The sequence below is a fragment of the Demequina lignilytica genome (assembly GCF_030418375.1).
Taxonomy (GTDB): domain Bacteria; phylum Actinomycetota; class Actinomycetes; order Actinomycetales; family Demequinaceae; genus Demequina; species Demequina lignilytica.
On the sequence record NZ_JAUHPZ010000003.1, the window covers coordinates 148,918 to 162,169 of the forward strand.

At 74.1% G+C, this 13,252-nt stretch carries 8 protein-coding genes; all 8 read right to left on the reverse strand.

The features are described 5' to 3' along the window. The 8 genes from QQX13_RS06820 to QQX13_RS06855 all read right to left on the reverse strand — a co-directional run bounded on the left by QQX13_RS06820 (position 1) and on the right by QQX13_RS06855 (position 13,252). Complete coding sequence (locus QQX13_RS06820; RefSeq protein ID WP_301118782.1) at positions 1–4,236, reverse strand: PDDEXK-like endonuclease domain-containing protein; 4,236 nt, start codon at positions 4,234–4,236, stop codon at positions 1–3. Positions 4,237–4,452: 216 nt separating this feature from the next. Continuing rightward, the gene (locus QQX13_RS06825) at positions 4,453–5,754 is read right to left on the reverse strand and encodes an MFS transporter (protein ID WP_301118781.1); all 1,302 of its coding nucleotides are present in this window, start codon (positions 5,752–5,754) and stop codon (positions 4,453–4,455) included. A 237-nt stretch (positions 5,755–5,991) separates the two neighbouring features. Then, positions 5,992–7,278 carry an MFS transporter gene (locus QQX13_RS06830; protein WP_301118780.1) on the reverse strand — a complete coding sequence of 429 codons (1,287 nt, stop codon included), beginning with the start codon at positions 7,276–7,278 and terminating at the stop codon, positions 5,992–5,994. A gap of 106 nt (positions 7,279–7,384) precedes the next feature. Beyond that, positions 7,385–9,310 (reverse strand): oxidoreductase, encoded by a 1,926-nt coding sequence (locus QQX13_RS06835; protein WP_301152913.1) that lies wholly within the window; start codon positions 9,308–9,310, stop codon positions 7,385–7,387. Between the two features lie 257 nt (positions 9,311–9,567). Beyond that, complete coding sequence (locus tag QQX13_RS06840) at positions 9,568–10,581, reverse strand: amidohydrolase family protein (RefSeq protein ID WP_301152914.1); 1,014 nt, start codon at positions 10,579–10,581, stop codon at positions 9,568–9,570. Then, positions 10,578–11,486, reverse strand: a complete 909-nt coding sequence (locus QQX13_RS06845; protein WP_301152916.1) for an NAD(P)-dependent oxidoreductase — start codon at positions 11,484–11,486, stop codon at positions 10,578–10,580. The genes QQX13_RS06840 and QQX13_RS06845 overlap by 4 nt, the downstream gene beginning before the upstream one ends. Then, entirely contained in the window at positions 11,483–12,502 is a 1,020-nt protein-coding gene (locus QQX13_RS06850; protein WP_301152917.1) for a VOC family protein, read from the reverse strand. The genes QQX13_RS06845 and QQX13_RS06850 overlap by 4 nt, the downstream gene beginning before the upstream one ends. Positions 12,503–12,547: 45 nt before the next feature. Beyond that, on the reverse strand, positions 12,548–13,252 hold the full coding sequence (locus QQX13_RS06855) for a 4-carboxy-4-hydroxy-2-oxoadipate aldolase/oxaloacetate decarboxylase (protein ID WP_301152918.1): 705 nt from the start codon (positions 13,250–13,252) through the stop codon (positions 12,548–12,550).

Genomic DNA, 13,252 nt, shown 5'->3' on the forward strand with positions numbered 1-13,252 from the left:
TCACCAGTGCGGGGGACGCTCCCGCTTGATCTCGTCGTCGCGGCTCGAGCCGCCGGAGCCGCCCCACCCCTCGTCGATGTCCTCGCGCGCCCGCGTCGGGATGAGCGGACGGTCCGTGCCGCGCCACGCCGGGCGGATCGGCGGCGGGGAGGGCAGCGCGTCCTCGGCCTCGCCCTCGTCCTCCGGCTCCTCGGTCTCCTCCTCGGGGGCCGATGCGGGGGTCGAGTCGTCGTCGGATGAGGACTCAGCGTCCCGGGGCGGTGTCACAGGGGCCTCCTCGGAGGACTGAGCGTCCCGAGCGGGCTCGGGCTCGGGCTCGGGGGACGGTTCCGGTTCGGGGTCGGGCTCCGGCTCGGGCTCGGGCTCGGGGAGGTCGAGCGCGGGCTGGGTCTCCTGCGCGCGCGTGTGCCGGTCCACCAGCAGGTGCTCGGCGAGCATCACCGAGATCCCCAGGGTGACGTCGGGCGCCTCGACCACGGGCTCGGGCTCCGGGTCGGGCTCCGGCTCGGCGGCGACCAGGTGCTCGTCGCGCAGCGCGGGGATCGCCCCGGTGACGTCCTCGAGCGCGGCGACGTCGAACACCTCCTGCGCGGGCACGCGGATCGCCGAGGTCTCGACGCCGAGGTCGAGCGTCGGCTGCTCCCACACCAGCGGTCCGCGCCGGCCCTCGACGGCGTCGACGATCGCCGCTACGGCGGCGTCGGGGTCCATGAAGACGTCGAGCGTCCACAGCGAGACGACCGTCCAGCCGAGCGCCTCCAGCCCGCCGTACTGGTGCCGCATCCGGTCCCGCACGCTCGCGGCGCCGGCCTGCCCCGCATCGTCCGTCACCACGGCGACCGTGTAGCCCCGGTCATGGCGCCCGCCCACGACGAGCGGGATCGCGTCGGCGCCCGCCCCGTAGCGCACGTGGACGGCGTAGCCCTGGGCGCGCAGCCGCGACGCGATGTCGGCCAGCAACCAGTCGCCGGGCGCGGGCTCGGGACGTTCGGCGGGCACGGGCGCGCCGTCGGCGGCGAGCAGGAGCTCGCGCAGCCCGTCGACCGCCTCCGACTCGGGGCCCTCGGCGATCGCGGCGAGCTGCTCCGCGTCGAGGGCCGTCACCACGGTGAGGCTCTCGTGAGTCGCGGCCAGCGCCTGGACCAGCGCCGGGACCCCGTGCGGCTCCGAGAGCGCGCCCAGGCGAGCCGGCAGCGTCCCCTCGGCGTCGCGCGCATAGCCGAGACTGAGGATGACCTCGTCCACGTCGAGGCCCGCCGCGTTCGCGAGGGACACCACGGGCACCGTGTCGGCGAGCCGTGCGCCGCGCTCCTCGAGCGCGTCGCGCAGCCGCATCGCGTGCAGCTCGTTGCCCGCGACCACGGCGAGGCTGCGGCGCGGCATCTCGTGGACCAGCCGGTCGGCGCGCTCGATCACCGCCGCGACCTCGGCCCGGGTCGACTCGACGGTGCGGGAGCCGGCGACGGCGTGACCCACGGCGTCGACGTGCTGCACCCGGAGCCGGTCGGCCTCGCCCGCGGCCGGCAGGGAGCTGAGCGCGCGGCCGTAGGCCAGCGAGCCCAGCAGGGACGTGACGCGCGGGTCGCGCGGCTGCGGCGCGGCGTGCAGCGCGACGCGCGGCAGGAGGTCGGCGAACGTGGCCACCGCGGAACGGGTCGCCGACTCGGCGTCGGCGACCACGACCACCTGGCGGGCGCGCGCGAGCGTCGGCACGGTCTCCGCGAGCGCCAGCGACTCCGAGGCGAACACCACCGCGAGGTCGACGCAGCGGGTCGGCGGGGCGAGCCGCGACACCTGCTCGGCGGTCGCGAGGGTGACGGGTCGCAGCGCGGTCACGAGCGGGCCGTGGTCTCGCCACAGCTCTCGGTACGGCGCGTCGGCACCCTCGACGAGGGTCGCGAACAGGTCGCGCGCGAGGTCGGGGTGCTTGGCGATCGCGATGCGGCGGCGCTCCGCCACCGCTCGCATGAGCGGGCCCACCCGCGCAGCCGCGAAGTCATGGTCGCGGCGCAGGAACTCCTCGACCACGCGGCCGACGGCGCCCTCCTCGGTCAGGCGGGGGTCCGCCGAGACGATCGCGTCGAACGCCGCCGCCCACCACGCGAACTCGAGGTCGCGGCGCACCTGCTCGGGCGTGGCCTCGCGGGCGCGGAGGTCCTCGAGCAGCGGCCCGAGCCCGGCCTGCACCAGGTCGCGATCGACGGGGATCTCCTCGACGGCCTCGAGGGTGCCGGGCACCCCCTCCGCGAGGTGCTCGAGCACCTCGCGCACGCGCTCCCAGGGCTGATCCATGAGGTCGGTCTCGCCGGACACCTGGGCGACGGGCTGCGCGATGCGCTCCCAGAGCCGCTGCGCGCTCTCGACGCGATCGGCGAACAGGTCGAAGTCGGCGGGCACGAGCGGCCAGCCGCCGGCGCTGCAGTGCGCACGCCACCGCAGCGCCTGGGCGTGCGCGGCGACCAGGTGCTCGTGGATCTCGTCCTTGCTGCGCCCGGGCCGCAGCAGCTCCACCGCGCGACGGCGCAGCGCGCGCCGGTCGCGACGCGCCAGCTCCCCCGACTGCGCGGTGCCGGCGGGCGCGGTCGCGGCCACCAGGTCGTGCAGCGAACGGTGGAACACGGCCGGGGAGAAGATCTCGAGGGTGTCGCGCACGTCGGTGAACAGCGTGACCTGATCCGCCCAGGCCGCGACCGTCGGCGCCTCGTCCATGCCGGTCTCGTGCGCGGCCAGGCGGGCCTCGGCACGCATCTTCGGCAGGTGACGGACCACCAGGGTGGCCAGCGCCTCGTCGAGCCGCGCGCCCTCCGCGGGGTCCGACGTCACCTCCGACCACCACGGGACCAGGGTGATCTCCGGCGTCTCCGGCGCCTCCTGCGCCTCCGGCTCGGGCTCGGGCGGCGCGATCGCCTCGACCAGCGCGTGCGTGACCGAGGCGAAGCCGTGCTCCGCGACCAGCGCCGCGGCGTCCGCCCCCAGGCGGATCGGGGTCGCGGGCGCGGGTGCCGTCGAGATGAGCCGCACGACCGCCTGGACCGCCTCGTAGGCGCTCACGTCCCACGGGCGGTACGAGCGGTGCAGGGCGTCCATCCGCCCCTGCAGCTCGTGACGCGCCGCGAGGAGGCGCTCGCCGGCCTCGCGGATCGAGTCGTCCTCGACCTCGTCCACCCCCATGGTCATCGAGGTGAGCAGCCGGCGGCGGGCCACCTGGTTCCACGACGCCATCGCCCCCGAGACGTACGTGTCACCCACGCCGAGCCGGTCGAGCCGCCTCGCGACCGCGCGGACGGCCTGCTCGCCACCGCCGACGGCCATGACGGCGCGGCCCGAGGCCGCCGCATCGGCGACGATCGCGGCGACCGCCCCGAGCGGGTCGGCGCCCGGCGGCGCCTGCACCAGCACCGACCGGCCGGTGGCGATCAGGTCGAGCGCGGCGAAGCCCGCATCGTCGAGGTCGCCCACGCCGCGCTCCGCGAAGGGGTCGCGGTCGCCCAGCGGGAACGCGGGAAGCGGCTGCGCGAGGACCGCGCGGGCGTCGCCGTCGCCGGCGCTCGCCGCGAGCACGTCGGAGGCGCCGATCACGGCGTCCATGTCGTCGAGGTCGTCGAGCAGGCGCTGCTCCGGGTCGTCGAACGCGCCGACGAACAGCCGGTCGCCCACCTCGATGTCGGGGAACGCGTCGCCCAGCTCGCTGACGTGGCTCCACAGCGGCCGCGGGTCGAACTCCACGCCCGGCCCGGCCGACGGGTGCAGGCCGGCGAGCCCCTCGCCTGCGCCGCGGGCCCGCGCCTCGGTGAGGAACACCGGGTTCACCACCACCTGGTCGAGCATGGTGAGCAGGACGTCGCCCTGGCGCGCCGGCTCGAAGTGCACCGGCCGCATGACGAGCGGCATCTCGCGGCGGCGGCCGTCCTCGGTCCACGACACCGTGCCGATCACCATCGCCGCGGTCCACACTCCGGTCGCCGCCTTGACCCGGTCGGCGTCCTCGCGGATCAGCCGGACGCGGTGCAGGGCCTGCGCGTAGACGTCGGGATCGCGCAGCAGGGACTGGAGGGACGTGGGCCGCCCGGCGAACAGGGGCGCGAGGCCGCCCGGATGCGAGCCGCGCAGGTCGACCACCGTCGACTCGCTCAGCGCGAGGTCCCGCAGCGGCGAGACGGTCGCGAGCTCCTGCAGCTGCTCCCGCCACTCCTCGAGGGCCTCCGCCACGAGGGCGCGCCCGATATAGTCCACCACCGTCCTACGGTAACCGCCGGGAACCGGGCCTCTCGCGCACCACGCCGCCTCCCGATCCGGGACCCTGCCCCGCATCGTCGCGACGCGCACCAACACCCCGGGGAACGGCAGACAGTGCGCGCCGACTTGTACAGACGACGCGCACTGTTGAAGGGATTGTGCGGCCCCGGGTACCGCCGCGTCAATTCCGTGCGCGGGGCCTCGGATGCGCGCGCGTCAGCGGCGTCGGTACCGCTGGATGACGTCCCTGATCGGGGGCACGTGGACGCCCTCCGCGGCCATGTCCAGGCGTGCGAGGCGCCGGTTCCGGAGGACCCCGGCGACGCCCATGACCCACGGGATCAGCAGGGTCGCGAACGCGATGCGGTACTCGCCCAGCGTGTAGGCCGTCGCCCCCTCCGGCGACACGGCCTGGAGGGTCACGCCGACCAGCACGATCCCCAGGATGGTGGAGGCGAATCCGCCCACGTTCACGAACCCGGTGGCGGTGCCCATCGCCTCCTCGGGACCGAACGTGCGGGCGTAGTCGAGCGCGATCAGCGAGACCGGTCCGCCCGCGCCGATCACGGCCATCAGCACGCCGAGCTCCCACACCGGACGGGGCGTGTCCGGCACGAGGATCGCGACCCAGGCCACGGCGGTCGCCACGGCGGAGCCGAGCACCAGCCAGCTCCGGCGCAGCGGATGGCGGGCGGTGAACGCCCCTGCGAGCGGGCCGGCGGCCATCTTGGTCAGCGTGATCACCATCAGCAGCGCGCTCGCCTCGGGCAGCGTGAGGCCCTGCGTGGTGACGAAGAACGGCACGCCCCACAGCAGCGCGACGGTGTTCGCCGAGCACAGCGACAGGAAGTGGGTCCAGAACCCGAGCCGGGTGCCGGCAGGGCGCGAGGCGAGGCGGATCGAGGCGCGGAGGGACGATGCGGGGGCCCGGGGCGCCGCGCGCTCGCCGGTCGTCGCGGGCACCCGGATGCCGCGGGACGCGAGGGCCGCCGTGGCGAGCGTGACCGCCGCCAGGACCGCGAACGTGGCGCTCCAGCCGTGGCCCTTGAGCATCCATGCGACGGGGATAGAGGTGGCGAGCTGGCCGGCCTGGCCCACGAGCCCGGTCACCTGCACCAGCACCGGCACGCGGCGGGCCGGGAACCACAGCGGGATGAGGCGGCACGCGGAGATGAAGATGGGAGCGTCGCCGGCGCCGATCAGGACGCGCGCGAGGATCGCCAGCGGGAGGCTGGTGGTGAACGCGAGAAGCACGGTGCCGGCGGTCATCAGCAGCGCGCCGCCGATCATCAGCCGGCGTGCGCCCCAGCGGTCGAGGAGGGCGCCGGCCGGCAGCTGCAGCGCCGCGTAGGTGGCGACCTGGGCGATCGCGAGGATCGACAGCCAGGCCGCCTCGATGCCGAACCGGTCGAGCGCCTCGACCCCGGCGACGCCGAGCGCGGTGCGGTTGACGATCGCGACGAAGTACAGCGCCATGCCCGAGACGAGCATCAGCCACGCGGCGCGCGGGGCGCGCACGTGCGGGGTCGGCGTCGCGGTCAGGGTCCCTCCCGGGTTCGCCTCACCGTACGGGAGCGCCGCCGGGGATTCCTCGGACCTCGGACCCAGGCCGGTCCCTCACCCCCCTCCCCGGACGCTCCGCACGGATCTGGGCCCGACACGCCGTGCTGGACACGTTCACACGCGGTTCCGGACGGCGTGTCGCGCGTGAAACCGTGCGGAGCAATCTGGGGGGAGGGGGTGCCAGCGGGCGCGTCAGCGGGTGCGGGGCGGCCGCCGCGACGGGATCTCGACGCCCGCCGCGGCCAGGTCGGCGCGCGCCCGCCTCCGCGAGGCGAGCACGCCGATCACCCCCGCGATCCACGGCACGATCAGCACCGCGAAGGCGAGACGGTACTCGTCGAGCGTGTAGACCGTCGCGCCGGGCTCGGACGTGAGCTGCAGCACCGCGCCCACCGCGAGCACGCCGATGATGGTCGCCGCGAACCCTCCGACGTTGACGAAGCCGCTCGCGGTCCCGAGCCGGTGCCGCTCGGAGAACGTGCGCGCGAGGTCGAGGCCGACCACCGAGGTGGGCCCGCCGATCCCGACGGCGATCACGAACACCACCAGCTGCCACATGGGCCGCGGCGTGTCGAACGCCAGCAGCGCGGCGAAGGCCGCCAGCGTGAGGACCGCCGAGCCGAGCACGAGCCAGCTCCGGCGGAACGGGTGACGGCCCGAGTACCACCCGATCAGCGGGCCGGAGGCGATCGCGGACAGCGTCAGGCAGGTGAGCAGGAGGCTCGCCTGCGCGGGCGACTTCTCCTGCGCGGTCACGAAGAAGGGCACGCCCCACAGCAGTGTCAGCACGTTGGCGCCGAACGGGGTGACGAAGTGCGACCAGAATCCGAGCCGCGTGCCCGCGACCCGGGTGGTGGCGCGCAGCGCGGGCCACATGCGCTCGGCGACCACCACCGCCGACTCGTCGGTGGGCGCCCGCAGGCCGAACCCGGCGACCAGGCCCACGGCCACGGTGACCGCGCCGAGCGTCGCGAACGCCACGCTCCACCCGGCGGCGTGCAGGAGCGCGGCGACGGGGATCGCGGACGCGAGCTGGCCGGTCTGACCGATGAGGCCGGTGACCTGGATCATCATGGGCGCCCGCCGCGGCGGGAACCACAGCCCGACCACCCGCGTCGCGCCGATGAAGATCGGGGCGTCGCCCGCGCCGATCAGGACGCGCGCGAGCAGCACCAGCGCCGGCTCGTGGACGAACGCCAGCATCGTCTGCCCGAGCGCCATCACCGCGAGACCCGCGGTCATCACGGTGCGCGCCCCGAACCGGTCCATCAGCCGCCCGCCGGGGATCTGCAGCGCCGCGTAGGCGGCGATCTGCGCGACCGAGAGCATCGCGAGCCCCGTGGCCTCGAGCCCGAAGCGCTCGGAGGCCTGCACCCCGGCGACGCCGAGCGCGGTGCGGTTGACCACCGCCATGAAGTAGGCGGACGCGGCCGCGATGTAGATCACCCACGCGGCGCGCGGGGTTCGCTGGTCGAGCACGCGGCTCCTGTTCAGTTCGAGCGGGGAGGTTGCCGTCCCCAGTATCTCCCCGCGCGGGAGGGACGATGCGCGGGAGCCATCGCGCGCATCGTCCCTCCCCCGGGTCCTAGAGGGCGAGCGCCGCCTCGAAGCCCGCGTTGATCGCGTCGCCCACCTTGGCGGGACGCACGCAGTCGCCGACCGCCACCACCGAGTCGCGGTCAGCGAGCGCCTCGACCAGCGCCGTCGCGGGCCGCACGCCGAAGGCGCTCACCACCGTGTCGGCGGCGATGTGCACCGGACCGTCGGGGCCCTCGACCTTGACGCCGGTCGCGTCGACCTCGGTGACGCGGCGGCCCGTGATGAGGGTCACGCCCGCCTCCGCGAGGTCACGCAGCAGGGTGATGCGGTTGATCATCAGGAGGTCCTCCGCGATGCCCTCCTTCATCTCGATCATGGTGACGTCGTGGCCCTCGAGGGCCTTCTCGAGCGCGAAGTCGGCGCCTGAGAGGCCGCCGCCGCAGACCACGAGGCGCTTGCCGAGGTCGGCGCCCAGGTGCGCGTCGATGACCTCGACCACCGACGGGCCGTCGAGGCCCGGGATCGGCGGGGTGAGGGGGGTCGACCCGGTCGCGAGGATCACCGCGTCGGCCGCGGCGAGTTCGGGCGAGTCGGGCGAGATCTCGGTGCCGAGGTGGACCGTGACGGGCAGCGTGGCGAGCTGGCGCTCCCACCAGAAGATCATCGAGCGCAGCTCGCGCTTGAACTCCGGGGTCGCGGCGGGCCAGAGCACGCCGCCCAGCTGGGTGCCCTTGTCGTACACGTCGACGGTGTGGCCGCGCAGGGCGGCGACGCGGGCGGCCTCGAGGCCGGCCGGGCCGGCGCCGACGATCGCGACGCGCTTCGGGGTCGCGGCGGGGGTCAGCTCGCGGCGCTCGAGCTCGAGCCCGACCACGGGGTTGACGGCGCAGCCGAGCGGCTTGCCCACGAACGCGTTGCCGACGCACAGCTGGTTGCAGCGGATGCAGGGGCGGATGTCGTCGCGGCGGCCCTCGGCGAGCTTGAGCGCCCACTCCGGGTCCGCGATGAGCGCCCGGCCGATCCCGGCGAAGTCCATCTCGCCGCTCGCGATCGCGGCCTCGGCGCGCTCGGGCGTCAGGTTGCCGCACCCGAGCACCGGGATGGTGAGCGCGTCCTTGAACATCTGGACGGAGCCCATCATGCAGTTGTCGCCCAGGTAGTAGGGCGGGAACACGTAGTCCATCGCCTCGTAGGAGCCCTCGTCGATCATCAGGAGGTCCAGCCCGGCGGCCTCGAGCTGCTGGGCGATCTCGATGGACTCGGCCGGTGTGCGCCCGCCCTCGAAGTGGTGGTCGACGGAGAGGCGGAAGCTCACGGGGAGCCCGGGGGCGCCCTCCTTCACGGCGGCGATGATCTCGGCGGCGAAGCGGCAGCGGTTCTCGACGGAGCCGCCGTACTCGTCGGTGCGACGGTTCCACACGGGCGACAGGAACTGGTCGATCACGTAGCCGGTGTGGCCGTGGATGTCGATCGCGTCGATGCCCGCCTTCGCGCAGCGCTCGGCCGCCTCCTTGAAGCGCTGGACGATCACCTTGATCTCGTGAGTCTCGAGCGGGCGGCACCGCACGCTCGGGTCGAGCCAGTGGCTGTTGTCCGAGGCGGAGATGGGCAGGCGGTCCGGGTCGATGTTGTTGATGTTGCGGCCCAGTCCCGCGGTGAGCTGGACGGAGACGGCGCCGCCGCGGGCGTGGAAGGCCTCGGCGAGCTTGGTGAGGCCGGGGATCGCGGCGTCCGTGTCGACGCGGCCGAGGCCCTCGTTGATCACCTCGTAGTCGTCGGTGACGGCGTTGATGCCGGTGCAGACCAGGCCGGCGCCCGCGGCACGCTCGGCGTAGTAGGCGACCTCGCGGTCGGTGAGGTGACCGTCGTGGTCACCCATCTCGGTGCCCATCGGCACCATCACGACGCGGTTGCGCAGCTTCAGGCCCGCGAGCTCGACGGGCTCGAGGACGTGGGAGTACAGGGTGGACACGGGGGCCTCCTAGAACGGTCAGGATCGTCGACTACGACGCTATTGACCATATGTTCAGTAGAGGCGGGTTCCGAGGGACCAAGGTCACCGGCTGCCGCTGGCGTCCCACGGGCCCGGACGGTCCGCACGGAGCTCGTCCCGGGTCTGCGGCGTGTCGCGGCCTGGTCGGGCCCGTTCCGCGGCGTGTCGCGGCGAGATCCGTGCGGACTGTCCAGGGGGTGGGGGGCGGTGGTCGCGGTGGGGGGCGGCGGGACCGCTCAGGCGCTCAGGCCCACCGCCGCCGCGAGCCGCGGGTACACCCGCATCGCGTTGCCCGCGAAGATCGCCTCCCGCTGCTCGTCGCTGATCGCGGCGGCGTCGACGTAGCGCTTCGTGTCGTCGAAGTACTGGCCGGTCTCCGGGTCGATGCCGCGCACCGCGCCCACCATCTCCGAGCCGAACAGGATGTTCTCCGTCGGGATCACCGTGGTGAGCAGGTCGATCCCGGGCTGGTGGTAGACACAGGTGTCGAAGAACACGTTGTTCATCAGGTGCGAGGACACCGGCGGCTGGCCCAGCATGTCGGCCAGCCCGCGGTACCGGCCCCAGTGGTACGGCACCGCCCCGCCGCCGTGCGGGATCACCAGGCGCAGCGTCGGGAAGTCGCGGAACAGGTCGCCCTGGAGCAGCTGCATGAAGGCGGTCGTGTCGGCGTTCATGTAGTGCGCGCCGGTCGCGTGGAACGCCGGGTTCGCCGAGGCGGAGACGTGGACCATGCCCGGCACGTCGTGCTCGACCATCCGCTCCCACAGCGGGTACCAGTAGCGGTCCGTCAGCGGCGGCGACGTCCAGTGGCCGCCCGACGGGTCGGGGTTGACGTTGCAGCCGATGAAGCCCATCGCGACGCAGCGGTCGAGCTCCGCGATGGACGCCTCGAGGCCCTCGCCCGGGGACTGCGGCAGCTGGCACACGGGCGCGAACACCCCGGGGAACAGGTCCGCGACGCGCGCGATCAGGTTGTTGCAGGCCTCGGACCACGCGATCGACGTCGACAGGTCGCCCTGGTGGTGGCCCATGACGGACGCGCGCGGCGAGAAGATCGTGACGTCGGCGCCGCGCTCGCGGATCAGCCGCAGCTGGTTCTTCTCGATGGTCTCGCGGATCTCATCGTCGGAGATCTCCGGGTACTCCGGCGCCGGCTCGCCCGCCGCGAAGGCCGCCAGTTGCGCCGCGCGCCAGTCGCTGTGGGCCGCGGGGGCGGTGGTGTAGTGGCCGTGGCAGTCGATGATCATGCCTGCTCCTTGGGGTCGAGGCCGGCGGCCGCGCGCACGGCGTCCACCAGCGAGATCGTGTCCTCCTGCCCCAGCGCGTCGCGCCACTGCGCGGCCCATCGCTGACGCTCGACCGTGGCGGACGCCATCCACGGCGTCACCCCGGCCTCGGCGACCGTCGCGGCCGCCTCCTCCATCTCCTCCGCCCGGCGCACGCCGTGCTGGAGCGAGCGCGACATGAAGTACCCCGCGATCGCGTCCCAGTCCGCCTCGGGGAGGATGTTCGACAGCGAGTCGAGCACCTCCCGCTCGACGCCGTAGTGCCGCGCGGACAGCAACGACTCCGACAGCAGCGCCTCGAGGCCCTTCACCACGACGGACCGGCACAGCTTGGTGGCCGCGGCGACGCCCACCGTGTCCGCCCCGACCCGAGCGGCGCCCAGGCCCAGGGCGTCGGCGGCCTCCGCGCGGAACGCCGCCGCGTGGGGTCCGCCCAGCAGGAAGGGGGACGTCAGCCGGCGCGAATCGATGGGTGACATCAGCGCCGCCTCGACGTAGCGCCCCCCGGCGGCGTCCACGAGCGCCGCGGACTCCCGCTTGTGCCCGGGCGAGCTCGAGTTGAGGTCGAAGAACCAGGCACCTGGGTCGATCGCCGTCGCGGCGGACGATGCGGCGGGCACCGAGTTCATCGCGGTCACCGCGCTCAGCACGAAGGTCGCGCCCGTCACGGCCTCGGCGGCCGACGACGAGGGCGCGAGGCCGAGCTCCGCGGCGTTGACGCTCGCGCGCGAGCCCGGGTCCGCGAACGCGGTGTCCCACGCCCGGATCCGCGTGACGCCGAGCGCGCGCAGGTCCTCGGCGAACACGCGTCCGACCTCGCCGAGGCCGATCAGCGCGACCGTCGCGTCCGCAGCCTCCCCGGTCACTTGCGCGCGTCCCCGCTCGGCCGCCTCCCGAGCATGCCGGTGGGCCGGTACACCCGGGTGTCCTGGCCCTCGGTGGGCGGCGTGCCGTGGGTGTGGAACGTCTCGATGGTGCCGAGCCCCCAGGCCTGGCCGCGGAGCCGCTCGGTCTGGGTCCACGTGACCACCGGCCAGTCCGGCGCCATGACCAGGCGCGTGAGCGGGTTGCAGATCTCGATGCGGTTGCCGCCCGGCTCGAACAGGTAGAGGAAGAACGTCTGCTGGATCGCGTGCTTGTGCGGCCCGGTCTCGATGTGGACGCCCATGTCGAGGCAGAGGTCCGCCGCCCGCAGGATGTCCTCGCGCGTGTCGGAGGCGAAGGCGAGGTGGTGGAGGCGGCCGCTCGACCCGGTCCAGTCGTGCGTGTAGACCACGTCGTACGACTTCTGCCCGAACGTGACCCACTTCGCGGCGATGGTGCCGTCGTCGAGGCGGATCTGCTCGGTCGCCCGTCCGCCGAGCACGTCGACGTGCCACGAGGCGGCCTGGTCGGGGTGGGCGGCGAGGAAGTTGATGTGGTCGAAGCGGCGCACCCCGATCCCGCGGTTGGGCTTGGCCTGCGCCTGGTTCTTGAGCCCCGCCGCGAGGTTCTCCGGCGCCTCGTACCAGACCGTGTCGTAGTACAGGGCGATCTCGTGCCCGTCCGGATCGGTGGTGACGAACGTGCGGCCGCGGCCCGCGATGCCGTCCTCCCAGCGCCCCTCGCGCCCCGCGTCCTGGATGGCGACCGCCCGCTCCTCGAGGTCGCGCTCGGACGCCGCGCGCAGCGCCGTGCGACGGATGCCCGACGTGGGCGCCTGGCACGCGATGATCGAGCACTCCTCGTAGTCGTCGTACGCCCGCAGGAACGACATGCCGGGGACGCGACGCGTCTCCGTCATGCCGAGGATCTGCTCGAAGAACCACACGGTGGCGTCGAGGTCGGGCGTGTCGAGCATGGCGTATCCGAGGTGGGACACGTAGCCCTGCGGGGCGGTCATGAGGTCTCCTAGATCAGAGGTGGTCGGGCGGGACGATGCGGTGGCTCAGGACTCCTCGGCGGCCGCCAAGGGGTGGCGCCGGTAGGTGACGCCGAGCCGCTCGAGGACCGGCCGCATGCCGTAGCGGTCGAGGCCGAGCTCGCCGCCGAGGAAGGACTGCCGGGTCGCCTCCTCCTTGGCGAGGCGGGCGCGGGAGGCGGCCAGGGCATCGTCCCCCCCCTCCCGGGGCACCACGACCAGGCCGTCGTCGTCGGCGACGATGATGTCGCCCGCGTCGATCACCTGGCCGCCGACCACGATCGGCACGTTGATCGCGCCCGGCGTGTTCTTCACGGTGCCCATGACGTTCACGTGGCGCGCCCACACCGGGAAGCCCATGTCGCGCAGCTCCTGGGTGTCGCGCACGCCGCCGTCGATGATCGCGCCCACCACGCCGCGCTGCTGCAGCCCGGTGGCGAACAGCTCGCCGAACATGCCGTGCTCGGACGGCGACCGGGTGGTGACCACCAGGATGTCGCCCGGTCCGCACTGCTCGATCGCGGCGTGGATCATGAGGTTGTCGCCCGGCCAGCTCATCACGGTGACCGCGGTGCCCGCGACGCGGGCCCCCTGCTGGATCGGGCGGAGGTCGGAACCGCAGGAGCCCGTGCGGCCCATCGCCTCGCCGACCGTGGCGACGCCGATGGTCGAGAAGGCCTCGACGGTCGCGCGCGCCGGCCGTGGCGGGTCGGTGAGGATCACGGTCTCCAT

What these genes read in the sequence shown, in the direction of transcription:
- QQX13_RS06840 (WP_301152914.1), bottom strand. Translation starts at nt 10,581, where the DNA reads ATGATCATCGACTGCCACGGCCACTACACCACCGCCCCCGCGGCCCAC.
- QQX13_RS06850 (WP_301152917.1), bottom strand. Translation starts at nt 12,502, where the DNA reads ATGACCGCCCCGCAGGGCTACGTGTCCCACCTCGGATACGCCATGCTC.
- QQX13_RS06855 (WP_301152918.1), bottom strand. Translation starts at nt 13,252, where the DNA reads ATGGAGACCGTGATCCTCACCGACCCGCCACGGCCGGCGCGCGCGACC.